Here is a 24321-nt window from a genome sequence, read left to right on the forward strand (position 1 = left end):
TTTGGGGTCGGGGCAACTATTGCGCGCAATTTGCTTCAAGGAAGATTAGAAACCATGGCGAAGTCCCATGCCGTCGCGCCGTTATTCAAGGCGCTGGTTGAATACAAGAGCATTTTGATCAGCGTCGGTTGTTTTACCGCCTTGATTAACCTGCTGATGCTGGTGCCGTCGATTTACATGCTGCAAGTGTATGACCGCGTGCTGTCCTCCCAGAATGAAACCACCCTGGTGATGTTGACGCTGATGGTCGTGGGCTTCTTTGCCTTTATTGGCCTGCTGGAGGTGATCCGCAGTTTTATCGTGATCCGTATTGGCAGCCAGTTGGAGCGGCGCTTCAACTTGCGCGTCTACAAGGCCGCGTTTGAACGCAACCTGCAACGCGGCCAGGGGCATGCCGGGCAATCCCTGGGCGATTTGACGCATATCCGCCAATTCATCACGGGGCCTGCGCTGTTCGCATTTTTCGATGCGCCGTGGTTCCCCCTCTACCTGTTTGTGATTTTCCTGTTCAACGTGTGGCTGGGCGTGTTGGCCACGGCCGGTGCCGTGCTGCTGATCGGCCTGGCGTGCCTGAATGAATACCTGACAAAAAAGCCGTTGGGCGAGGCCAGCGGTTACTCCCAGCAATCCACGCAACTGGCCACCAGCCATTTGCACAACGCCGAGACCATCCAGGCCATGGGCATGCTGGGCGCGTTGCGCACGCGCTGGTTTGCCGTGCATTCGCAGTTTCTCGGCTTGCAGAACACCGCCAGCGATACCGGCTCGGTGATCACCTCCCTGAGCAAATCCCTGCGCCTGTGCCTGCAATCGTTGGTGCTGGGGCTGGGGGCGCTGTTGGTGATCAAGGGCGATATGACCGCCGGGATGATGATCGCCGGCTCCATCCTGATGGGCCGGGTACTGAGCCCCATCGACCAGTTGATTGCGGTATGGAAGCAATGGAGTTCGGCCAAATTGGCCTACCAGCGGCTGGATGACTTACTGCGCGAGTTTCCACCGGACGTGGAGCAGATGAAGCTGCCGGCGCCCAAAGGGCAGGTGAGTTTCGAACAGGTCACTGCCGGCCCGCCGGGGCGGCGCGTGGCGACCCTGCATCAAGTCAGCTTCAATCTGGGGGCTGGTGAAGTGCTCGGTGTGCTGGGTGCGTCGGGCTCCGGCAAATCCACCCTGGCGCGTGTGCTGGTGGGGGTGTGGCCGACGCTGGCGGGCACCGTACGCCTGGATGGCGCGGACATTCACCGCTGGGACCGCGACGACCTCGGCCCGCACATCGGTTACCTGCCCCAGGACATCGAGCTGTTCAGCGGCAGCATTGCCGACAACATCGCGCGCTTTCGCGAAGCCGACCCCGATCAGGTGGTGCGTGCCGCGCAGCAGGCTGGCGTGCATGAACTGATCCTGCGCTTGCCGCAGGGCTACGACACGGTACTGGGCGACAACGGCGGCGGCCTGTCCGGCGGCCAGAAACAACGGGTAGCTCTGGCACGCGCGCTGTATGGCGGGCCACGCCTGATCGTGCTGGATGAGCCCAATTCCAACCTCGATACGGTCGGTGAAGCCGCCTTGGCCAGCGCCATCGTGCAGATGAAAGCCCAGGGCAGCAGCGTGGTGCTGGTGACCCACCGTTCTTCGGCGTTGGCCCAAGCCGACAAGCTGTTGGTACTCAACGACGGGCATTTGCAAGCCTTCGGGCCCAGCCAAGACGTGCTGCGCGCGTTGTCCGGTCAGCAGGAAGCGCCGAAGGAGAAACCCGGCGTGAGTTTCAGTCGTCAGTATCAGGCCGGAAGGAACCCAGGCGCATGAGCAGCATCACTGTTGAACCCCGTTTCAAAGAGCACGACGCCCGGTTTTTCGTGCGCATGGGCTGGCTGCTGACGCTGGTCGGTGCCGGCGGGTTTTTCCTGTGGGCCAGCCTGGCGCCGCTGGACCAGGGCATTCCGGTACAAGGCACGGTCGTGGTGTCGGGCAAGCGCAAGGCGGTGCAAACCTTAAGCCCCGGCGTGGTCAGCCGGATTCTGGTGAAGGAGGGCGAGCATGTGAAACAGGGCCAGCCGCTGTTTCGCCTCGACAAGACCCAGCACCAGGCCGACGTGCAGTCCCTGCAAGCCCAGTACCGCATGGCCTGGGCCAGCGTGGCGCGCTGGCAGAGCGAGCGTGACAACAACGCCAGCATCCGCTTTCCCGCTGAGCTGAGCGCCAATCCCGACCCGGCCCTGGCGTTGGTGCTGGAAGGCCAGCGCCAACTGTTCAGCAGCCGTCGCGAAGCCTTTGCCCGTGAGCAAGCCGGCATCCGTGCCAACATCGACGGTGCCTCCGCGCAATTGGGCGGCATGCGACGTGCGCGCAGCGATCTGACCGCCCAGGCCCAATCCCTGCGCGACCAACTGAGCAACCTGCAACCCTTGGCCGACAACGGCTACATCCCGCGCAACCGGTTGATGGAGTACCAGCGGCAGTTGTCCCAGGTGCAACAGGACCTGGCGCAGAACAGCGGTGAAAGTGGCCGCGTCGAGCAGGGCATTCTTGAGTCGCGGCTGAAATTGCAGCAGCACAGTGAGGAGTACCAGAAGGAAGTGCGCAGCCAGTTGGCCGACGCGCAACTGCGCAGCCTGACTCTGGAGCAGCAGCTCACCTCGGCCGGGTTTGACCTGCAACACAGCGAGATCAACGCCCCGGCCGATGGCATTGCAGTGAACCTCAGCGTGCACACCGAGGGCGCGGTGGTGCGCGCCGGTGAAACCCTGCTGGAAATCGTGCCCCAGGGCACGCGCCTGGAAGTCGAAGGGCATTTGCCGGTGCACCTGGTGGACAAGGTCGGCACGCACCTGCCAGTGGATATTCTCTTCACCGCTTTCAACCAGAGCCGCACACCGCGTGTGCCGGGTGAGGTCAGCCTGATTTCCGCCGACCAGATGCTCGATGAAAAAACCGGCGCGCCCTATTACGTGCTGCGCACGACGGTCAGCGACGCCGCGCTGGAAAAACTCCACGGCCTGGTGATCAAGCCGGGCATGCCCGCCGAGATGTTCGTGCGCACCGGCGAGCGCTCCTTGCTCAATTACCTGTTCAAGCCGCTGCTCGACCGCGCCGGCTCGGCGTTGACCGAGGAATGAACATGAAGCACGTGTTTATCGCCTTGCTGTTGACCTGCGCCAATGCCCAGGCCGCCATGGGCCCGTTCGATGTGTACGAACAGGCCTTGCGTAACGACCCGGTATTCCTCGGCGCTCTCAAGGAACGCGACGCCGGCCTGGAAAACCGCGCCATCGGCCGCGCCGGCCTGCTGCCCAAGCTGTCGTACAACTACAACAAGGGCCGCAACAACTCCCAGGCCACCTTGCCGGACGGGCGCGGCGGCAATTATCACGACGACCGCAACTACAACAGTTACGGCTCGACCTTCAGCCTGCAACAGCCGTTGTTTGATTACGAGGCCTACGCCAACTACCGCAAAGGCGTGGCCCAGGCGCTGTTCGCCGATGAAAGCTTTCGTGACAAGAGCCAGGCGCTGCTGGTGCGCGTGCTGACCTATTACACCCAAGCGTTGTTTGCCCAGGACCAGATCGACATCGCCCGTGCGAAGAAGAAGGCGTTCGAGCAACAGTTCCAGCAGAACCGGCATTTGTTCCAGCAAGGCGAGGGCACCCGCACGGACATTCTGGAAGCCGAATCGCGCTACGAACTGGCCACGGCCGAAGAAATCCAGGCGCTGGATGAGCAGGACGCGTCCTTGCGGGAGCTGGGCGCCTTGATTGGCGTACAGAGCGTCAACATCGACGACCTGGCGCCGCTGAACCAGGGCTTTGCCGCGTTCGCCCTGACCCCGGCCAACTACGACACCTGGCATGAACTGGCGATCAGCAACAACCCCACGCTGGCCTCCCAGCGCCAGGCCCTGGAAGTCGCGCGCTATGAAGTGGAGCGCAACCGCGCCGGGCATCTGCCCAAGGTCACCGCGTATGCCAGCTCGCGCCAGCAGGAGTCCGACAGCGGCAACACTTACAACCAGCGCTACGACACCAACACCATCGGCGTCGAAGTCAGCCTGCCGCTGTATGCCGGTGGCGGCATCTCGGCGTCCACCCGCCAGGCCAGCCGCGCCATGGAGCAGGCCGAGTACGAGCTGGAGGGCAAGACCCGCGAAACCCTGATCGAGCTGCGTCGGCAGTTCAGCGCCTGCCTGTCGGGCGCGAGCAAGTTGCGTGCGTATCAGAAGGCCCTGGCGTCGGCCGAAGCGCTGGTGGTGTCGACCAAGCAGAGCATCCTGGGCGGTGAGCGGGTCAACCTTGATGCACTGAACGCCGAGCAGCAGCTCTACAGCACCCGGCGCGACCTGGCCCAGGCACGCTATGACTACCTGATGGCCTGGACCAAATTGCATTACTACGCAGGCAACTTGCGTGACACCGACCTGGCCAAGGTGGATGAGGCGTTTGGACGTTGATTTTTGGGTGTTAAACAACAATAAGAGAGGACTGGCATGGGTATATTTGACTATAAAAACCTCGGCACCGAGGGCTCCAAGGCGTTGTTCGCGGATGCGATGGCGATCACGTTGTACACCTATCACAACCTGGATAACGGCTTTGCCGTGGGTTACCAACACAATGGCCTGGGGTTGGGCCTACCGGCCACGCTGGTCGGTGCATTGCTCGGTAGCACTGATTCCCAGGGCGTCATCCCCGGCTTACCGTGGAACCCGGATTCAGAGAAAGCCGCCCTGGTCGCGGTGCAAAAAGCCGGCTGGACGCCGATCAGCGCCAGCACCCTGGGCTACGGCGGCAAGGTCGATGCACGAGGCACGTTCTTCGGCGAGAAGGCAGGCTACACCACGGCCCAGGTCGAGGTGCTGGGCAAGTACGATGACGCCGGCAAGCTGCTGGAAATCGGCATCGGCTTTCGCGGCACCTCGGGACCCCGGGAAACCCTGATCAGCGACTCCATCGGCGACCTGGTCAGCGATCTGCTGGCGGCGCTGGGGCCCAAGGATTACGCGAGGAATTACGCCGGCGAAGCCTTTGGCGGCTTGCTCAAGAACGTCGCCGACTACGCCAGCGCCCATGGCCTGAGTGGCAAGGACGTGCTGGTCAGCGGGCATAGCCTGGGGGGCCTCGCGGTCAACAGTCTGGCGGACCTGAGCGGTAACAAGTGGGGCGGCTTCTACAAGGACGCCCACTACGTGGCCTACGCGTCGCCGACCCAGAGTGCCGGCGACAAGGTGCTCAATATCGGCTACGAGAACGACCCGGTATTCCGTGCGCTGGATGGCTCATCCTTCAACCTGTCGTCCCTGGGCGTGCACGACAAACCCCACGAGTCGACCACCGATAACATTGTCAGCTTCAACGACCACTACGCCTCGACGCTGTGGAACGTGCTGCCGTTTTCCATCGCCAACCTGCCGACCTGGCTCTCGCACCTGCCCACCGGGTATGGCGATGGCATGACACGGATTCTCGAGTCAGGGTTCTACGAGCAGATGAGCCGCGACGCCACCGTGATTGTCGCCAACCTGTCCGACCCGGCGCGGGCCAACACCTGGGTGCAGGACCTCAACCGCAATGCCGAGCCGCACAAAGGCAATACCTTCATCATCGGCAGTGACGGCGATGACCTGATCCAAGGAGGGAAGGGCATGGATTTTATCGAGGGCGGGAAGGGCAACGACACCCTCCGTGATAACAGCGGGCATAACACTTTTCTGTTCAGCGGACATTTCGGGCAAGACCGGGTGATTGGCTATCAATCGACGGACAAGCTGGTGTTCAAGGATGTGCAGGGGAGTGTGGATTACCGGGAGCAGGGTGGGGATACCGTGATCAGTTTTGGCGGGGATTCGGTGACGTTGGTGGGGGTGAGTGGAGGGTTGGGCGAGGTGGTGATCGGCTAGGAGTGGAATGCAGTTGAAAAAGGTGGGAGGGGGCTTGCTCCCGATTGCGGTGGAGCAGCCAACGCATTTATCGACCGGTACACCGCCATCGGGGGCAAGCCCCCTCCCACATTTGATAGGTTTCGGCTTTGGGAATCAGTCTTCCTTGCGCACGGTGGCCACGTCGTCGGCCTTGACCCGTACACGCTTGCCGGCGATATCGGTGAACTCGTAAAAACCGTCGGCGGTCTTGGTTTTTGGGGTGTCCTTGGTCAAATACTGCGTGCCATTTTGCATCGTCACTACGGTTTGCGTCGCGCAACCGGCCAATACCAGAAAAGTGAGTGCAACCAGCGGCAGACCCAAATTCTTCATGTTCATAACCCTTACCTTAACCGTGAAAGTCCCACGCCAGAGGCCGTGGGCGACAAATGTTACGCCATCGACTTCAGCATCTGATCACTTTTATGTAAAAAGTTGCAGGCGCCATTTATCTATTACCGATTGCAACCGGGCCTTTGCGACGGCACTCTGTATGCATAACCAGTATTTGATCGCTGCGCGCCATGGCCAATCCCCTCGAAGAACCGCTCTATTACCTGCATAACTTCCGCCAAGTCCTGCATTGGCTGGGGCAACGCTATGCGGATCTGCTCGACCCGGACGAAGAGCATTTCATTCAGCAATTTGACAGGTTGCCGCAAGCGTCCCAGGCCTTATTGGTGCGCATGGTGATGCGCAAAGGCGTGCATTTTCGTGCGGGCAAGCTCAACTATGTGGAGATCGGTTGCACCCAGGCTGCTGCCGGGCCATTGCTGGAGCTGGGCTGGGTTAACGACGAATGCCTGCTGGCCTTTGACGCGTTGTTCGCCTTGCTGCAAAAAGGCGAGATTCTCGCTGCATTCAAGCCTTGGATCGAACAACCCAAAGCCAAAAAAACCGATTGGCTGGAAGGGTTGTCGGCGCATTTCACCGACAATCGCTGCTTTGCCCACTGGTGCCCCGACCTTGCCGACACGTTGTACAGCCTCACCGTGATGGACCTGTGCGATCGTCTGCGCCTGATGTTCTTCGGCAACTTGCATCAGGACTGGTCCGAGTTCGTGCTGGCTGACCTGGGCATCTACACCTACGAAAAAGTCGAGTTCTGCGCCGAATCCCGTGGCTTGCGCAGCCGTGATGACGTGCAGGGTTTTCTGTTCCTGCACCAGTGCCAGCAGGCTTTTGAAACCGGTGCGGCGCTGGAGGAGGTACTGGCTCAGGTCGCCACATTGAACACCGACAATCCCTGGCTGGAAAAACGGCGGGCCAAGCTGTTGTTCCAAGTGGGTCAATATTGCGAGCGCACTGCCGAATTGGCGCTGGCGGAACAGATTTATCGCGCCTGCGCCTACCCCGGCGCCCGCTCACGCTTGATCCGTGTGCTGGAGCGCCAGGAGCACTACGTGCAAGCCATGGCCCTGGCGAACGCCGCCCAACAGGCCCCGGAAAGCGCCGCCGAGCAGCAGCACTTGCTGCGTGTGGTGCCACGCCTGCGGCGCAAACTGGGCGAGCCGGCCTTGCCCAAGGTCAAGCCACGGCCGGTCACGCGCCTGGACTTGGCACTCGCGCTACCGGACCCGCTGATGTCGGTGGAGTATTGCGTGCAGGCTCATCTCAGCGAGCCTGATGGGCCGGTGCACTACGTTGAAAACGGCCTGATCAACTCGCTGTTCGGCCTGTTGTGCTGGGACGTGATCTTTGCGCCGCTGCCGGGTTCGTTTTTCCACCCGTTCCAGCGTGGGCCGGCGGATCTGCACAGTGAAGACTTTCACCTGCGCCGCGCGCCGCTGTTCGCCGCGTGTTTCGAACAATTGCAGGACGAGCGCTACAAAACCACCATCCGCCAACGCTACAGCGAAAAATGGGGGATCCAGTCGCCCTTCGTGTTCTGGAACCTGCTCAGCGCAGAACTGCTGGAGCAGGCCCTGGCCTGCCTGCCCGCCGAACACCTGCGCTACTGGTTTGAACGGCTGCTGCTGGACATCCGCGCCAACCGCGCCGGCATGCCGGACCTGATCCAGTTCTGGCCCGCGCAGAAGACCTACCGCATGATCGAGGTCAAGGGCCCCGGCGATCGCCTGCAAGACAACCAGCTGCGCTGGCTGGAGTTCTGCGGTGAATACCAAATGCCGGTGACGGTCTGCTATGTGCGCTGGGCAGCGCCCGCTTGAGTTACAACGTTGCCGTGCGTGCACTGTGTGAGTTCACGGCCAAGGTCGGTGACCTGGACCTGCGCTTCACGCCGTCGCCCAGCGCCCAGGAAGGCATTGTCGGCCACCGCACCGTCGCCTCGCGGCGCAGCCCGCACTACCAGAATGAAGTGGCGCTCGAAGGTGAGTACCAGCAACTCAAGGTGCGGGGCAGGGCGGACGGCTACGACCCGGACGCCAACCGCCTGGAAGAAGTGAAAACCTATCGCGGCGACCTCGACGCCCAACCCGCCAACCACCGGCAACTGCATTGGGCCCAGGTCAAAGTGTACGGCTGGTTGATGTGCCAGAAACTCGGCCTCTCGCAGATCGACCTGGCGCTGGTGTACTTCGACATCGTCGGCGAGGGCGAGACGGTGCTCAACCAACACTTCCACGCCAGCGAACTGGAGCCGTTCTTCAACCAGCAATGCGCGCTGTTCCTCGGTTGGGCCCAGCAGGAAATGGCGCACCGCGAAGCGCGCAACAGGGCCGCGCAGGCCCTGGCGTTTCCCCATGCCGGTTTTCGTCCTGGCCAGCGCTCGCTTGCTGAATCGGTGTACAAGGCTGTCAGTACCGGCCGCTGCCTGATGGCCCAGGCGCCTACCGGCATCGGCAAGACCATCGGCACGATTTTCCCGTTGCTCAAGGCCCTGGCGCCCCAGCGACTGGACACGCTGTTCTTCCTCACCGCCAAGACCCCGGGCCGCAAGCTCGCCCTGGACGCCGCCCACGTGCTGCACACCAGCAGCCCCGAGCTGCAATTGCGCGTCCTGGAGCTGGTGGCGCGGGACAAAGCCTGCGAGCACCTGGACAACGCCTGTCACGGCGACGCCTGCCCCTTGGCCAAGGGTTTCTACGATCGCTTGCCCGCCGCGCGCATCGCCGCGTCCAAGGTGCGCCTGCTGGACCAGCGCAACCTGCGCGACGTGGCCCTGGCCCATGACGTCTGTCCCTATTACCTGAGCCAGGAAATGGCGCGCTGGGCCGACCTGGTGGTCGCCGACTACAACTACTACTTCGATTTTGGCGCCATGCTGTTCGGCCTGGCCCAGCTCAACCAGTGGCGCGCGGCAGTGCTGGTGGACGAAGCGCACAACCTGGTCGAACGGGCCCGCTCGATGTACAGCGCGAGCCTCGACCAATACCACCTCAAGACCCTGCGCGACGTCGCGCCCGAGCCCTTGAAAAAACCCTTGCAGCGCCTCAACCGTGAGTGGAACGCGCTGCACAAGGACCAGATCGCGCCGTACCAGGCTTATGCCGCCCGCCCGGAAAAACTGTTGCAGGCCCTGAGCCTGTGCGCCAGCAGCATGGGCGAGTATTTCAATGAGCATCCCGAATCGCTCAGCGGCGACCTGCAAGCCTTCTATTTCGAGGTGCTGCAATTTGCCAAAGTCGCCGAGCTGTTCAACGAACACTTCATTTTCGACATCAGCAAACGCCAGCTCAGCGGCAAACGCAGCAGCTCAACCCTGTGCCTGCGCAACGTGGTGCCCGCCGAATTCATCCGCCCACGCTTGACTGCGGCCCGCAGCAGCGTGCTGTTTTCCGCGACCCTGAGCCCCCGTCATTACTACGCGGATTTGCTCGGTTTGCCGGCGGACACGGCCTGGGTCGATGTGGAGTCGCCGTTCAAGGCCGAGCAATTGCAGGTGCGCATCGTCGATGCGGTCTCCACGCGTTTCGTGCATCGCCACGCCTCTTTGGAACCTATTGTTGAACTGATCGCCCGCCAATACACCGCGCAGCCTGGCAACTACCTGGCGTTCTTCTCAAGCTTTGATTACCTGCAGCAGGTGGCGCAGTTGCTGGCCGAGCGACACCCGCAGATCATACTCTGGCAACAGTCACGCGGCATGGCCGAGGCCGAGCGCCAGGCGTTCCTCGACCAATTCACCGAACACAGCCAGGGTGTCGGCTTTGCCGTGCTCGGCGGCGCCTTTGGTGAAGGCATCGACCTGCCCGGCGCCCGTTTGATCGGCGCCTTCATCGCCACCCTCGGGTTGCCCCAACTCAACCCGGTCAATGAACAGATGAAACTGCGCATGGGCGCGATCTTCGGTTCAGGCTACGACTACACCTACCTGTACCCCGGCATTCAGAAAGTGGTGCAGGCAGCGGGCAGGGTCATCCGCAGCCAGCAGGACCGTGGCGTGGTGATGTTGATCGATGACCGCTTCGGCGAAGCGCGGGTACGTCAGTTGTTGCCGCGTTGGTGGGCGGTTGCATGAGGCATTCCCGCGATCAATGATGCTGGTGGCGTTGAAAACAATGCCGCACGCTGGGGAAAACCTCGAAAAGGCCATGCCAATGAGCGAGCAACTCATCTGCGTCAACGGTATTGAGTTAAGCGTCCACATCGCCGGTCCCGAAGACGGCAGGCCGATCTGGCTGCTTCACGGCTTCCCGGAGTGCTGGCACTCCTGGCGCGAGCAGATTCCCGCGCTGGCGGCTGCGGGCTATCGGGTGTTTGCCCCTGAAATGCGCGGCTACGGCCAGTCAGGTTCGCCGGCCGAGATCGCCGATTATGATCTGCTGACGCTGTGTGGCGATATCCAGCAGGCCATGGACCATTTTGGCCATGCGCAGGTGGTCATGGTCGGCCATGACTGGGGCGCGGTCGTGGCCTGGCACCTGGCGTTGCTCGAACCTGAACGGATCACGCGCTTGATCACGCTGTCGGTGCCGTTTGCCGGGCGGGCCCGTAGACCGGTGATTGAAATCATGCGCGAGCTGTACGCCGACCGCTTCAACTACATCCTGTATTTCCAGGAACCGGGCGTCGCCGAGCAGGAGTTGAACGCCGATATCGAGCGTACCTTGCGCCTGTTCATGCAGGATCAGGATGTGTTTCTGCAAAGCAAACCCGCGAATGCCAGGTTGCTTGAGGGGGTTCCGGCACCCGGCGCCTTGCCGCACTGGTGCTCCCAGGCGGATCTGGAGGTCTACGTGCACACCTTCGCCGAGCATGGGTTTCGCGGCCCGTTGAACTGGTACCGCAACTTCGAACGCAACTGGCAACGCACAGAAAGCCTGGCCGGCAAGCAGGTGCTGCAACCCACGCTGTTCCTGATCGGCGACCGCGACCCGGTCGGGGTCTTCGAGGCCCACACGCTCAAGCGCATGCCTGAGTCAGTGCCGCACCTTGAGCAGCATGTGCTGCTCAACTGTGGCCACTGGATCCAGAACGAGCAAGGGCAGCAGGTCAACGCACTGATGCTCGGGTTTCTAGGGAAAGCGGGGGCTGCTTAGACCACTTCCAGGTATGAGCTGTGTATTGCCCGTGCCAGCTCGCGCACCGTGTCGATGAATTCCGTGAGACGGCTATGCAAACCATCCTCCAGAATCTCGTCAATCCCGGTATACCTGAGCCGCGCCTCGAACTCCGCCGCCAACCGCTGCGCCGTGCGCCCATAACTGCCGGGCAGATCCGCCAGGATATGGCTCAATTCTTCGATACACGCATGCAACGAACGCGGCACATCGCTGCGCAGCAACAGCAGCTCCGACACCGACCGCGCATTCAATGCATTCGGGTACAGCTCCGTATACGCCTCAAACGACGACAACGCGCGGAGCAGGGCGCTCCACTGGTAATAACCGCGTGCCGACAAGTCGCTGACTTCTTCCGACTCTTCGCCAAACATCTCGTAACGCGCATCCAGCAGACGCAGGGTGTTGTCCGCGCGCTCGACAAAAGTGCCCAAGCGGATAAATCGATAGGCGTCGTTGCGCATGATTGTCCCGGAGGTCGCCCCACGGAACAGGTGTGAACGCTGCTTGACCCAGTCACAAAAGTGGCTGATGCCATGCCGCGCCAGGCCACCGGCGGCGATGCTGCGCATTTCCAGCCAGGTGGCGTTGAGGTTTTCCCACATGTCGGCGGTGATGCGCCCGCGTACCGCGTGGGCATTGCCACGTGCAGCGCGCAGACAGTTGTAGATGCTGGCGGGGTTTTCTTCGTCGAGGGCGAAAAAATGCAGCATGCGTTCGGCGTCCAGCTGTTTATGACGCTCAAGGTAGCTGTCCAGGGTGCCGCTGCTGAGCAACGACATGGCCAGCTCATCCAGGCCATCGCTGCGCCCGGCCTGGGGCATCAACGACAGCGAGTAACTGACTTCCAGCATGCGCGCCAGGTTCTCGGCACGCTCCAGGTAACGGGACATCCAGTACAAATCTGCGGCGGTTCTACTCAACATACTCAGCCCTCCACCACCCAGGTGTCCTTGGTTCCGCCGCCTTGCGACGAGTTGACGATCAACGAGCCTTCCTTCAGCGCCACGCGGGTGAGACCGCCGGGCACCAGGCGGGTTTCCTTGCCCGAGAGCACAAACGGCCGCAGGTCGATATGCCGTGGGGCGATGCCATTTTCGACAAAGGTCGGGCAGGTGGACAGGCTCAAGGTCGGTTGGGCGATGTAAGCGTGAGGACGGGCCTTGATGCGCTGGCGGAAGTCCTCGATCTCGGCGGCGGTGGAGGCCGGGCCGACCAGCATGCCGTAGCCGCCGGAGCCCTGGGTTTCCTTGACCACCAGTTCCGGCAAGTGGGCCAGGACGTGAGACAGCTCATCGGGTTTGCGGCACTGGAAAGTGGGTACGTTCTGTAGCACCGGTTCTTCATCCAGGTAGAAACGGATCATTTCCGGCACATAGGGGTAGATCGACTTGTCGTCGGCCACGCCGGTGCCGATGGCATTGGCCAGCACCACATTGCCGGCGCAATAGGCGGCGACCAGGCCGGGCACGCCGAGCATCGATTCGGGGTTGAAGGCCTTGGGGTCGAGGAAGGCGTCGTCGATACGTCGGTAAATCACGTCCACCGGCTTGGGGCCATCGGTGGTGCGCATGAACACCTTGAGGTCGTGCACGAACAGGTCGGCGCCTTCCACCAGCTCCACGCCCATTTCCCGTGCCAAGAACGCATGCTCGAAGAACGCGCTGTTGAAGCGCCCCGGCGTCAGCACCACCACATTGGGGTTGTCCAGGCGGCTTGAGCTTTTAAGGGTCTTGAGCAGCAGGTTGGGGTAGTGGTCCACCGGCGCAATGCGCTGTTTGGCAAACACCTCGGGGAACAGGCGCATCATCATTTTACGGTCTTCGAGCATGTAGCTCACGCCGCTGGGGGTGCGCAGGTTGTCTTCCAGCACGTAGTAGGTGCCGTCGCCGTCGCGCACCAGGTCCACCCCGGAGATATGCGAGTAGATGTCGCGGTGCAGGTCCAGGCCGACCATCGCCTTCTGGTAGCCCTCGTTGCCCAGCACCTGCTCCGCCGGAATGATACCGGCCTTGATGATGCGCTGGTCGTGGTAGATGTCGGCGAGGAACATGTTCAGCGCGTTGACGCGCTGGATGCAGCCGCGTTCGATCACGCTCCATTCACTGGCGGGGATGCTGCGCGGGATGATGTCGAAGGGGATCAGGCGCTCGGTGTCTTGTTCGTCGCCATACAGGGTGAAGGTGATCCCGGCGCGGTGAAACAGCAAATCGGCTTCACGGCGACGCTGGGCCAGCAGTTCCGGCGGCGTATTCGCCAGCCAGCGGGAGAAATCCTGATAGTGCGCGCGGCACGCGCCGTTCGCGTCATTCATTTCATCGAAGAAAGATAGAGCCATTCCAGTACCTTGTCAGTGCCGAGGAGAGCTTGGGTGGCACTGCCGCTTAAAAAACCGCATATTTTTATGAGCCCGTGGCCGATGGTGCCAATGGGCCTGGTCCTTACTTTCTTGTGGGGTCGGCTCTGGGTCGGGGGGTAACGAATGCTCCTTTATTCGGGCAGATGAATGGTTTAAGCAATGCCTGTGCCGAAACGCCCAAATTCTGTGTAGTGAGCGGGCTTGCCCCGCGCTGGAGTGCGTAGCGCTCCTGTTTGTTGGGGGCCGCTACGCTGCCCAGCGCGGGGCAAGCCCGCTCACTACAAGAGCCCTGTCTTCCGTGGGGCACGCAGTGCGCCGGAATGGTGCGCGAACAAACTTGAACTTCACCCACCCCCGATTCTTCTAATAGGACTCGAACCTGTGTGGAGCACTGTCGTGCCCAGAATCATTCCTTCTCCCAATACGCCGGAAGCGGCGCTGGCCGACCACAGCGAACACACCGCGAAAATCTTCGGCTCACCCAAGGACCGCCTCGATTTCTACCGGCGCGAAATCCAGTACGAAACCACCATTTTGGCCAACCGCACCGACGCCTACCTCACCGCGCAGTCGTTCCTGGTCATCGCCTTTGTGTCCGGCATGGGCAACCTCAACCCGGAGTGGGGCAAGCTGTTCACCCTGGTGGTGCCGGTGTTCCTGGTCGCGCTGGGCATTCTCAGCTCCCTTAACGCCTGGCCAGGCATTCGGGCCGCGTACGAGATCATCGACCACTGGCACTACAAGCAAAGCGAACTGCTGCGCAGCGAGCCGGTGATGGGCTTGGCCTACGATGAGTCGCCGCTGTTTTCCGAAATGGAGTCGTCCCACAAGGGCTATCGCAAGTCGTTGCTGTTCTCCATGCGTGCGCCCTGGCTGTTCATGGTGTTCTGGCTGGTGCTGGGGATTTATGCGTTCTATATCCAGGTCGACAATCCGATCCGGTGAGCAATCGGACGGAACTTCGCCGGTCGGCGCAGCGCCTTACCTTCAGGCCCTGCTGATTTCCCTCCGGCCTACCAAGAGGTGACCCATGAGCACGAATAAAGACCCCCAACTCGATAACCGTAATGATCCGGCCATCGACGGCGGCGAACCGGCGCCGGGGACCGCTGCCGACGCGCCCAAGGACCCGGTTCCGGCCAAAGACCCCAAAGCCAAGGAAAACGACTACAGTCCAGACTTCAAGCCCGAGCGCGAGCCCAAGCCTGAAACCGATGCTGATATCGACACCCAAGGCGGTTAGAGGAGACGGTCATGTCAAAAGAACTCGACGAAGAACTCAACGATCCGGGCAATGAAGACCCGGGTTCGTTGATGGACGATGCAGAAGTGCCGCTCAACGATCTGGATGAAGCGGCAGATGTGGGCAATAGCGAGGATCAAGACTGAGCTTTCACCTGGGCACGTCGTTCATACCACGCCAGCATCGGCTGGGTACTCAGGCCATGAACGACGATGCTCAAGGCGATGACGGACAGGGTCAGGTTCACGGCCACCGCGCTGCTGGTGCCGATCAACCCATGATTGAGCGCGTAGAACAGGTAGTAAATGCTGCCGATCCCACGAATCCCGAACCAGCCCATCAGGCCGCGCTGCCTGAGGTCGACCAGACGCCCCCAGGGCATCGCCAGCACGCCCATCGGGCGAATCACACAGAATAACAATGCCGCCACCGGCAACGCGCGCCAATCCCAATGGCTCACCAGCACGATCCCCAGCACCGTCACAACGAACACCTCCATCGAACGCTCCACCAGGCTGCCGAATGAGAGCATGTCGCCCATCATCACGCCGGCGGCGATCTGGGTATCTTTCAATTCGCTGACGTCGCCCTGCAGCGCGTGCTCGGGCTCGACTTCCAGGTGACCCACCACCGGCAGCGCAAGGTGCTCGGAGGGTGTCTGCGAACTGCCGGTTGAGCGAAATTCCGCCTGGCGCAGACCAAGCCCTGCCGCGAACACCGACAGGAAGCCATAACCGCCCACCGCTTCGGCCACTACGTAGGCCAGCGCGATCAAGGCGAGCGTCAGGTAGTCATTGGGCGAGAGCGTGCTGTCACTGTGGGTGATGCGCAACCACAGCGTCACCCGGCCAATGCCGCGGCCCATCCAATAGCCGATCAACAACCCGACCGGTACCGCCCAAACCAGGTTCTTCAGCACCCAACCGCCCAGCCAGTCACCGTCAAACCCGCCGTGCTGCATGAACAGCAGGGCGAAGATCACAAACGGGAAGGCGGTGCCGTCGTTCAAGCCTGCTTCACCAGACAGCCCGAAGCGCAGCGCGTCATAATCCTGGGCGTTATTGACCTGCACCAGTCCCGCCAGCACCGGATCGGTCGGGGCCAGGATAGCCCCCACCAGCAGCGACACGCCCCACGACATTGCAAACAGGTAGTGCAGCGCCAGGCAGAGGCCGAGGATGGTCAGCAGCATCACCGGCCCGGCCATGCCAAATGCGATGCGCCAGAGCCGGTGTTTGAGCGGCAGACGCAGCTTTAAACCGCTGACGAACAGCGAAAACAGCACCGCGACTTCGGTCAGGTGCTCCATCCAGCGCGCGGAATGCTTGATATCCAGGTGCAACAGGTCGACGCCCAGCGGGCCGATCCCTAGGCCCAGGAGCAGGCACACCGCCGAGGTCGTGACCGGCATCCAGCGCAGGTAAGAGGAGGTGAGGGCAAGTGTGAGCAATACGGCGCCCAGTACGGCCATCCATAGAATAAAAGTCATCGGACATCTACCGGGCCGTGGTCTGTCCTGGTTTGAGAGCAAGCGTCGCGTGCAGGTTCAATGTGATTGCGCCCACGCCGATTTCACGGCCCCTCTAAGCGCTCCAGCAACAGGCGCTCCAAGGTTTCCACCGGCAACGGCCGGCTGAACAGGTACCCCTGGATCTGATCGCAGCCGGCCTCTTTCAAAAACGCCAACTGCGCCTGGGTTTCCACGCCTTCGGCCACCACCCGCAGGTTGAGACTGTGGGCCAGTTCAATGATGGTGCGGGTGATCGCCGCATCCTGCGGGTTGCTGGTGACTTCGCGGATAAACGCGATGTCGATCTTCAGCGTGTCGATGGGAAACCGCCGCAGGTACGCCAGGCTCGAGTAGCCGGTGCCGAAGTCGTCAATGGAGATTTTCACGCCCATAGTGTGCAGGCGTTGCAGGCTAGCGATGGTGTGCTGGGTGTTTTCCATCAACGACCCTTCCGTCAGTTCCACTTCCAGCCAGTGCGGCTCGACCAGGTGTTGCTTGAGCAGGCGCGCGATATCGGCAATCAGGTCGCCTTCGATCAACTGATGACCGGAGACGTTGACCGACACCTCCACCGGGCCAATCGGCCCTTGTTGCCACTCGGCGATCTGTCGGCACACCTGTTCGATCACCCAGCGCCCCACGGGCACGATCAAGCCCAGGCTTTCCAGGATGGGCACGAACACGGCCGGCGACACGGCGCCATAGTCCGGCCGTTCCCAGCGCAGCAACGCCTCGAGGGCGCACAGGCGGCCGCTGGCCACCTCGACCTTGGGCTGGTAATGCAGGGTGAATTCATGGTGTTCGACGGCCTGGCGCAAGGCATTTTCCAAGTCTTGCCGGGCCAGGTCATGCACGTTCATGCCGGTAGGGCGTTGTGCCAGCTCGCGCGAATGGCTCACCCAGTCGCCGCGCGTCTTGAGCCGCAACAGGTTACGTACCCGCAACCAGAGTTCGACACGCTCCACGGGCTTGGTGATGAATTCCTCGGCGCCGGCCTCCAGTCCGTTGACCCGTGCACTCGGTTCGCTGAGGGCCGACAACATGATGATCGGAATGCCTGCCGTGGTTTCATCACCTTTCAACTGGCTGGCGACTTCGTAGCCGTCCATGCCTGGCATCATGATGTCCAGCAGGATCAGGTCCGGTGGCTGTTGCGCCACCAATTGCAGGGCTTCTTCGCCGCTGCCCGCACTGAGGGTCTGGTAGCCCTCGTGTTGCAGCAAGGTTTCCAGGAGCTTGCGAACCTGAGGTTCATCATCAACGATCAACAGCGTCGCGGGTTGGCTGGCCATGGAGAGGACTCATATGAGGGGTTTGGTGTGCTGTTGCAGCAAGGTGTCGATCACCTGGTACAGCTCTTTGTAACGCAGCGGCTTGATGATGTAGGCGTCACACCCGGCCAGCCGGGTTTTTTCACGGTCTTCTTTCATCGCCATGGCCGTCAGGGCAATCACCGGGATGTGTGCGGTAAGCGGGTCACGCTTGAGCAGCGCGGTGGCGGCCAGGCCGTCCATGCCCGGCAACTGGATGTCCATCAGGATCAGCGCCGGTTGCTGTTCGCGGGCCAGGGTCAGGCCGGTTTCGGCATCGGGCGCCCACAGCACGGTGTGACCTGCATTCACGAGCAATAAGCGCGCCAGGCGCATATTGGCCTCATTGTCTTCAACGATCAGGATGTTGGCCATGCAGCCTCCGCAGCGCGGTGCAGCGGCAGCCAGGCCACAAACCGCGCGCCACAGCCTGCGCGGCTGGCCACGGCGACGCTGCCGCCATGCAGGTCCGTCAATTGCTTGACCATCGCCAGCCCCAGGCCGGTGCCTTCGAATTTGCGCGCCAAGCTACTGTCGATCTGGCTGAATGCCTTGAACAGCTTGCCCATGTCGTCCTCGGCAATCCCGATGCCCGTGTCGCTGACGCTCAACTCGAGGAACTGTTGGTGGGGGCTATCGGGCAAGGCAAAGTTGTACACCGGCCATTCGCCTGGAATCTGCCCGACTTGCTCGCGGGGCACCTGGCGCACCGTCAGCGTCACTGAGCTGCCGTGCTCGCTGAACTTTACGGCGTTGGCCAGCAGGTTGTAGACGATCTGTTTGGTCTTGCGCAGGTCCAGCGCCAGGCAGCCGAGGTCTTCGGGGCTTTCGAGTTTCAACTGGATGCGTTGCAGCGCGGCTTTTTCCCGCACGATCAGCAGGCTGTTGGCCAATAACCCCGCCAGCTCCACGGCTTCCAGCTCCAGCTCCATCATCCCGGCCTCGACTTTGGACAGGTCGAGGATGTCATTGATCAGCGACAGCAGGTGCTGGCCGCTGGTGAAAATGTCGCCGATGTATTCGCGTTGGGTGTCGCTCATTTCGCCGACCAGGCCATCCTTGAGCGCTTCGGAAAAACCGATCACCGCATTCAACGGCGTGCGCAGTTCATGGGACATCGTGGCGAGGAACTCGGACTTCATGTGGCTGGCGTGTTCCAGCTCCAGGTTCTTCTCTTCCAGCGCCCGCTCGAAGCCTTTGCGCTCGGCTTCTTCCTGCTTGCGCGCGGTGTTGTCGGTGCCGATCAACAGGTAGCCGATGATGGTGTCGTAGCGGTTGCGCAGGGCGGTCACCGAGACCATGGCCGACAGGCGACTGCCGTCCTTGCGGATATAGGTCAGCTCATAGATGTCTTCGATGCCACGCGAGGCCTTGAACACCAACGCTTCGAAACCCGGCGTGATCGGTGTGTCCAGCTCCAGGCTGAGGGCGGCGGCGCGGGTGATCAGTTCGACGGGGTCGGAGATGTCGGCAGGGGTGATGCGGTTGACCACATCGGCGGCGGCATAGCCGAGCATGCGTTCGGCGCCGACGTTGAAGATCTGGATGACGCCTTTCTCGTCGGTGGCGATGCTGGAAAAGTACGCGCTGTTGAAGATCGCGTCCTGCAGGGCGCCGGTCTTGAGCAAGGTTTTCTGGCGCTTGAATTCGACGATCTTTTCCGCTCGCGATTGCGGTTGTTCGGGTAACGGTGTGTCCATCGCTAGGCTATTCCGTGACGTTCAGGCCCGCCACCGTCAGACGACAAGGGCGCAGAGCATACTCACAGAAGACCGCTTGGGGGCGATGAGGAGGAGATGAGGTTCAAGAACAATAGCAGAGACTGTGGCGTTTTGATGGCTGACCAGTTGCACATACACTCAAACGGATAGATATGACGACAAAAGACATCTTTATCGTGAATTTGACGTGATGAAACGTTTCACCTTTCGATAAATGGTCAATGCAAGCGCTTGCGTAAGCAAATGTATCTACATTAGAGTCGGCCTCAATCGACAACAAAAATAATAAATCCAGGAGCTCATCCATGAGCCTTGAACCCTTGCTTGAGATGCAGGGCATCAGCAAAACCTTCAACGGTTTGCGCGTGCTCAAGAATGTCGGCCTGAAGGTCTACCCCGGCGAAATCCACGCCTTGATGGGGGAGAACGGCGCCGGCAAGTCCACCCTGATGAAAATCCTCTCCGGCGCCTACCAAGCCGACCCTGGCGGTGAAATCCGCATTGGCGGTCAAACCATTCCCACCTTCGACCCTGCCACCGCCAAAGCCCTCGGCATCGCCGTGATCTACCAGGAACTGAGTCTGTGCCCCAACCTGAGCGTGGCCGAGAACATCTACCTGGGCCGCGAACTGCGGCGCGGTTGGACCATCGACCGCAAGGGCATGGAGGCCGGTTGCATCGAAGTGCTGCAACGCCTGGGCGCGGAGTTCACCCCGGCAACGCGGGTCAGCAGCCTGTCGATCGCCGAACGCCAACTGGTGGAAATCGCCCGCGCCTTGCACGCTCACGCCAAGATCCTGGTCATGGACGAACCGACCACGCCGTTGTCTTCCCGTGAGACCGACCGCCTGTTCGCGCTGATCAAACAGCTGCGCAGCCAGGGGTTGGCGATCATCTATATCAGCCACCGCATGGCCGAGATCTATGAGTTGTCGGACCGTGTGTCCGTGCTGCGCGACGGCCAATACATCGGCGAACTGACCCGCGAGGCGCTGTCGGCCGAAGTGCTGGTTAAAATGATGGTGGGTCGTGACCTGTCCGGCTTCTACAAGAAGGAACACGCGGCTTACAACCCCGGCAACGTGGTGATGCGTGTGCGCGACATGGCAGACGGCAAGCGCGTGCGCAACTGCAGTTTTGACCTGCATGCCGGGGAAGTGCTGGGCATTGCCGGCCTGGTCGGGGCAGGGCGCACCGAGCTGGCGCGCCTGATCTTCGCCGCCGACCCGCGCACCTCCGGCACGCTGGAAGTGGTCGGCAAGACCGTCACGCAACTGCGCACCCCGGCGGATGCCATTCGCGCAGGCGTCGTTTACCTCACCGAAGACCGCAAGGCCCAGGGCCTGTTCCTGGACATGAGCGTGGCCGACAACATCAACGTCTGCGCCTGCGTGCCGGATGCCCATGCCGGCGTACTGGATCGCGGGCATGCCGCGCAGCGCGCCACGGACGCGATCAAGTCGCTGTCGATCCGCGTGGCGTCGGGCAAGGTCAATGTCGGCGCCTTGTCCGGCGGCAATCAACAAAAAGTGCTGCTGGCGCGACTGCTGGAGGTCAAGCCGCATGTGCTGATCCTCGACGAGCCCACGCGCGGCGTGGACATCGGCTCCAAGTCCGAAATCTACCGCATCATCAATCAACTGGCCCAGGCCGGCGTTGGCATCGTGGTGATCTCCAGCGAACTGCCGGAAATCATCGGCACCTGCGACCGCGTGCTGATCATGCGCGAAGGCCAGTTGGTGGCTGAAGTCGGCGGCGCGTCAGGCCAGGTTATTTCCCAGGAACGTATTATTGACCTCGCCACCGGTGGCGATCAGGTGGTAGCCAATGGCTGAATTGAATGTTGCAACAATCGGTAAAGCTGAGCGCGCACGCGAACTGATGCGCACGGTGGGCATGTTGCCGGTGCTGATCCTGTTACTGGTGGGCTTTGCCTTGGCCAGTGAGAACTTCCTGACGGTGCAGAACCTGTCGATCATTACCCAGCAGGCCTCGGTGAACGTGGTGCTGGCGGCGGGCATGACCTTTGTGATCCTCACGGCGGGGATCGATCTGTCGGTGGGCGCGATCCTGGCGGCGTCGGCGGTGGTGGCGTTGCAAGCATCAATGTCGCCGCAGTTCGGCATGTTCGGGATCGCCGCCGGTATCGGCTTCGGGCTGCTACTCGGCTTGGTCAACGGCGGGTTGATCGCCTTCATGCGCCTGCCGCCGTTTATCGTCACCCTCGGTGCGTTGACCGCCATGCGCGGCCTGGCGCGCCTGCTGGCGGACGACAAGACCGTCTTCAACCCGGACCTGCCGTTTGCCTTTATCGGCAATGATTCGATCCTCGGTGTGCCCTGGCTGGTGGTGATCGCCGTGGCGGTGGTGGCGCTGTCGTGGTTCATCCTGCGCCGCACGGTGATGGGCGTGCAGATCTATTCGGTGGGCGGCAACCCTGAAGCGGCGCGGTTGTCGGGGATCAAGGTGTGGAAGGTGCTGCTGTTTGTCTACGCCATGTCCGGCGCCTTGGCCGGGCTGGGCGCGGTGATGAGCGCGTCGCGCCTGTTCGCCGCCAACGGCCTGCAACTGGGGCAATCCTATGAGCTGGATGCGATCGCCGCGGTGATCCTCGGCGGCACCAGCTTTACCGGCGGCGTCGGTACCATCGGCGGCACGCTGATCGGTGCGCTGATCATCGCGGTACTCACCAACGGTTTGGTGCTGCTGGGCGTCTCGGACATCTGGCAGTACATCATCAAGGGCATCGTGATCATTGGCGCCGTGGCGCTGGATCGTTATCGCCAGTCCGGTGCGCGGACCTGATTTCACTCATACAACAATCACAAGAGAGACCCGCATGAACCTTAAACGCATGTTTCCCGTCATTGCCTTGGCTGCCCTGATGTCCCACGTCGTCGAGGCCCGAGAGTTGAAAGCGCTCGGCATCAGCATGGGCTCACTGGGCAACCCGTATTTCGTGACCCTGGCCGACGGCGCGACCGCCAAGGCCAAAGAGTTGAACCCCAACGTCAAAGTCACCTCGGTGTCCGCCGACTATGACCTGAGCAAACAGTTTTCGCAGATCGATAACTTCATCTCCTCAAAGGTCGACCTGATCCTGATCAACGCCGTCGACCCGTCCGCCATGGCCTCGGCGATCAAGAAAGCCCGCGACGCCGGCATCGTCGTGGTCGCCGTGGACGTGGACGCCAAGGGCGTGAACGCCACCGTGCAGACCGACAACGTCGAAGCCGGCAAGCTGGCCTGCCAGTACCTGGTGGACAAGCTGGCCGGCAAGGGCAATGTGATTATCCAGAACGGCCCGCAAGTCACCGCCGTGACTGACCGGGTCAAAGGCTGCAAGTCCGCACTGGCGGCCGCGCCGGAGATCAAGGTGCTGTCCGATGACCAGGACGGCAAGGGTTCCCGCGAAGGCGGCCTGAACGTGATGCAGGGGTATCTCACGCGCTTCCCGAAAATCGACGGACTGTTCGCGATCAACGACCCGCAAGCCATCGGCAGCGACCTGGCGGCCAAGCAGCTCAAGCGCAGCGGCATCATCATCACCTCGGTGGACGGTGCGCCGGATATCGAGAACGCGCTGAAGACCGACACGCAGATCCAGGCATCGGCCAGCCAGGACCCCTGGGCCATGGCGCAAACGGCAGTGAACGTGGGCAATGACATTCTCAACGACAAAGCCCCTGCCGAAGCGATTACCCTGCTCACGCCAAAACTGATTACCCGCGACAACGTCGCTACCTACAGTGGTTGGTCGAGCAAACATTGATCCAGTGAGAGGAACTGCACCGTGGTGACCATGGATGACGTGGCAAGCCGGGCAGGGGTGTCGACGTCGACCGTGTCACACGTGTTGAACGGCACCCGCAAAGTCAGCCCGGCCACGGTGCAGGCGGTGCAGCACGCGATCCAGGCGTTGGGGTACATCCCCAACACCCTGGCGCGCTCGCTGGCCCGCTCCAGTACCAACACCATCGGCGTGGCGATTTCTGCGCTGTCCAACCATTACTTCAGCGAAACCGTGCACGCGATTGAAACCGAGTGCGCCAAGCACGGCTTCATGATGCTGTTTGTCGACACCCACGACGACCCGGAGCAGGAATTGCGGGTGGTCACGGCGCTGCATCATCGGCGGGTCGACGGGATTGTGCTGGCGCCGTCAAACGGCTCCAAGGCCCTGGCGTACCTGCGAGCCAACGAGATTCCCGCGGTGCTGGTGGACCGCATGATGAGCGAGCACTTCGACCAGGTCGGGGTGGAGAATGCCCAGCCGACCCAGGCCCTGGTTGAGCACCTGATTGCCCATGGTCACCGTCGGATCGGCTTTATCGCCGGGCGCGAGGGGTTCAGCACCACCGACGAGCGCGTTGCCGGGTATCGGGCTGCGCTGCAGGCGGCGGGACTGGTGTTTGATCCGCAACTGCTGGTCAACGGCGGCTCCAATACTGAGCCCGCCCGCCAAGCCACGGTGCAGCTGCTCGGCCTGGCCGCGCCGCCCACGGCGATCATGGCCGGTAACAACCTGATGACGCTCGGCGCCATGCAGGCCCTGCGTGACGCGCAGATCGACGTGCCGTCACAGATGGCCCTGGTGGGCTTTGATGATTTCGACTGGGCGGATTTTTTCGTGCCGCGCCTGACCTTGATCGCTCAGCCGGTCCAGGCACTCGGCGCCCAGGCGGTAAACCTGCTGTTGCAACGCATGGCGTGTCCCACCGCACCGCCCCACAGCGTGCGCCTGGCGCCGACCTTGCAATGGCGTAATTCATGTGGCTGCGATTGATTGGAAGACCTGC

Annotated in this window: 21 protein-coding genes; 14 read left to right on the forward strand and 7 right to left on the reverse strand. The window is 61.8% G+C overall.

The annotated features are described in order from the left end of the window. Window positions 1–54 precede the first annotated feature (54 nt). From QCBJ_RS20400 to QCBJ_RS20415, 4 genes are read left to right on the forward strand one after another with little or no spacing between them, the layout of a single operon-like run. Window positions 55–1806: a type I secretion system permease/ATPase gene (locus QCBJ_RS20400; protein ID WP_102061481.1), complete on the forward strand. Its 1752-nt coding sequence runs from the start codon at window positions 55–57 to the stop codon at window positions 1804–1806. After that, on the forward strand, window positions 1803–3116 hold the full coding sequence (locus QCBJ_RS20405) for an HlyD family type I secretion periplasmic adaptor subunit (protein ID WP_102061482.1): 1314 nt from the start codon (window positions 1803–1805) through the stop codon (window positions 3114–3116). Before QCBJ_RS20400 ends, QCBJ_RS20405 begins: the two co-directional genes overlap by 4 nt. Before the next feature lie 2 nt (window positions 3117–3118). After that, on the forward strand, window positions 3119–4447 hold the full coding sequence (locus QCBJ_RS20410) for a TolC family outer membrane protein (protein WP_102061483.1): 1329 nt from the start codon (window positions 3119–3121) through the stop codon (window positions 4445–4447). Between the two features lie 36 nt (window positions 4448–4483). Then, window positions 4484–5893: a lipase gene (locus QCBJ_RS20415; RefSeq protein WP_102061484.1), complete on the forward strand. Its 1410-nt coding sequence runs from the start codon at window positions 4484–4486 to the stop codon at window positions 5891–5893. Window positions 5894–6028: 135 nt separating this feature from the next. Here QCBJ_RS20415 and QCBJ_RS20420 read toward each other — a convergent pair whose 3' ends face one another. Then, window positions 6029–6253: a YgdI/YgdR family lipoprotein gene (locus QCBJ_RS20420; RefSeq protein ID WP_046036312.1), complete on the reverse strand. Its 225-nt coding sequence runs from the start codon at window positions 6251–6253 to the stop codon at window positions 6029–6031. Between the two features lie 185 nt (window positions 6254–6438). Between QCBJ_RS20420 and QCBJ_RS20425 the strand changes: the two genes are divergently transcribed. The 3 genes from QCBJ_RS20425 to QCBJ_RS20435 all read left to right on the forward strand — a co-directional run bounded on the left by QCBJ_RS20425 (window position 6439) and on the right by QCBJ_RS20435 (window position 11358). Then, a complete protein-coding gene (locus QCBJ_RS20425) occupies window positions 6439–8085 on the forward strand; it encodes a VRR-NUC domain-containing protein (RefSeq protein ID WP_102061485.1) in 1647 nt (548 codons plus the stop codon). Beyond that, window positions 8082–10337: an ATP-dependent DNA helicase gene (locus QCBJ_RS20430; protein ID WP_102061486.1), complete on the forward strand. Its 2256-nt coding sequence runs from the start codon at window positions 8082–8084 to the stop codon at window positions 10335–10337. Before QCBJ_RS20425 ends, QCBJ_RS20430 begins: the two co-directional genes overlap by 4 nt. 79 nt (window positions 10338–10416) lie before the next feature. Further along, the gene (locus tag QCBJ_RS20435) at window positions 10417–11358 is read left to right on the forward strand and encodes an alpha/beta fold hydrolase (RefSeq protein WP_102061522.1); all 942 of its coding nucleotides are present in this window, start codon (window positions 10417–10419) and stop codon (window positions 11356–11358) included. Here QCBJ_RS20435 and QCBJ_RS20440 read toward each other — a convergent pair. Both QCBJ_RS20440 and QCBJ_RS20445 read right to left on the reverse strand, forming a co-directional pair. After that, on the reverse strand, window positions 11355–12305 hold the full coding sequence (locus QCBJ_RS20440) for an alpha-E domain-containing protein (protein WP_012724311.1): 951 nt from the start codon (window positions 12303–12305) through the stop codon (window positions 11355–11357). The genes QCBJ_RS20435 and QCBJ_RS20440 overlap by 4 nt on opposite strands. A 2-nt stretch (window positions 12306–12307) precedes the next feature. Then, window positions 12308–13717, reverse strand: coding sequence for a circularly permuted type 2 ATP-grasp protein (locus tag QCBJ_RS20445; RefSeq protein ID WP_046036314.1), 1410 nt, complete (start codon window positions 13715–13717; stop codon window positions 12308–12310). Window positions 13718–14134: 417 nt separating this feature from the next. Between QCBJ_RS20445 and QCBJ_RS20450 the strand changes: the two genes are divergently transcribed. From QCBJ_RS20450 to QCBJ_RS30465, 3 genes are all read left to right on the forward strand, one after another. Then, a complete protein-coding gene (locus tag QCBJ_RS20450) occupies window positions 14135–14683 on the forward strand; it encodes a hypothetical protein (RefSeq protein WP_102061487.1) in 549 nt (182 codons plus the stop codon). Window positions 14684–14768: 85 nt separating this feature from the next. After that, the gene (locus QCBJ_RS20455; RefSeq protein WP_046036315.1) at window positions 14769–14981 is read left to right on the forward strand and encodes a hypothetical protein; all 213 of its coding nucleotides are present in this window, start codon (window positions 14769–14771) and stop codon (window positions 14979–14981) included. A gap of 11 nt (window positions 14982–14992) precedes the next feature. Beyond that, window positions 14993–15127, forward strand: coding sequence for a hypothetical protein (locus QCBJ_RS30465; protein WP_255610698.1), 135 nt, complete (start codon window positions 14993–14995; stop codon window positions 15125–15127). On the opposite strand, the gene QCBJ_RS20460 is transcribed toward QCBJ_RS30465, so the two are convergent. The 4 genes from QCBJ_RS20460 to QCBJ_RS20475 all read right to left on the reverse strand — a co-directional run bounded on the left by QCBJ_RS20460 (window position 15118) and on the right by QCBJ_RS20475 (window position 19501). Continuing rightward, window positions 15118–16470 (reverse strand): sodium:proton antiporter, encoded by a 1353-nt coding sequence (locus QCBJ_RS20460; protein WP_102061488.1) that lies wholly within the window; start codon window positions 16468–16470, stop codon window positions 15118–15120. The genes QCBJ_RS30465 and QCBJ_RS20460 overlap by 10 nt on opposite strands. An 83-nt stretch (window positions 16471–16553) precedes the next feature. Then, window positions 16554–17783 carry an EAL domain-containing response regulator gene (locus tag QCBJ_RS20465; protein ID WP_102061489.1) on the reverse strand — a complete coding sequence of 410 codons (1230 nt, stop codon included), beginning with the start codon at window positions 17781–17783 and terminating at the stop codon, window positions 16554–16556. A 9-nt stretch (window positions 17784–17792) separates the two neighbouring features. After that, the gene (locus QCBJ_RS20470; protein WP_012724304.1) at window positions 17793–18176 is read right to left on the reverse strand and encodes a response regulator; all 384 of its coding nucleotides are present in this window, start codon (window positions 18174–18176) and stop codon (window positions 17793–17795) included. Further along, window positions 18161–19501 carry a HAMP domain-containing sensor histidine kinase gene (locus QCBJ_RS20475; protein ID WP_102061490.1) on the reverse strand — a complete coding sequence of 447 codons (1341 nt, stop codon included), beginning with the start codon at window positions 19499–19501 and terminating at the stop codon, window positions 18161–18163. The genes QCBJ_RS20470 and QCBJ_RS20475 overlap by 16 nt, the downstream gene beginning before the upstream one ends. 326 nt (window positions 19502–19827) lie before the next feature. Between QCBJ_RS20475 and QCBJ_RS20480 the strand changes: the two genes are divergently transcribed. Genes QCBJ_RS20480 through QCBJ_RS20495 form a run of 4 tightly spaced genes read left to right on the forward strand, consistent with a single transcriptional unit; the run spans window position 19828 to window position 24308 of the window. Next, entirely contained in the window at window positions 19828–21357 is a 1530-nt protein-coding gene (locus QCBJ_RS20480) for a sugar ABC transporter ATP-binding protein (protein WP_012724294.1), read from the forward strand. Continuing rightward, a complete protein-coding gene (locus QCBJ_RS20485; RefSeq protein ID WP_012724293.1) occupies window positions 21350–22327 on the forward strand; it encodes a ribose ABC transporter permease in 978 nt (325 codons plus the stop codon). Before QCBJ_RS20480 ends, QCBJ_RS20485 begins: the two co-directional genes overlap by 8 nt. 34 nt (window positions 22328–22361) lie before the next feature. After that, a complete protein-coding gene (locus QCBJ_RS20490; protein ID WP_064054631.1) occupies window positions 22362–23294 on the forward strand; it encodes an ABC transporter substrate-binding protein in 933 nt (310 codons plus the stop codon). Between the two features lie 21 nt (window positions 23295–23315). Further along, window positions 23316–24308, forward strand: a complete 993-nt coding sequence (locus QCBJ_RS20495; protein WP_102061491.1) for a LacI family DNA-binding transcriptional regulator — start codon at window positions 23316–23318, stop codon at window positions 24306–24308. The last annotated feature ends 13 nt before the right edge of the window (window positions 24309–24321 follow it).

The sequence above is a fragment of the Pseudomonas sp. QC2 genome (assembly GCF_002859085.1).
In the GTDB taxonomy this organism is placed as follows: Bacteria; Pseudomonadota; Gammaproteobacteria; order Pseudomonadales; family Pseudomonadaceae; genus Aquipseudomonas; species Aquipseudomonas petroselini.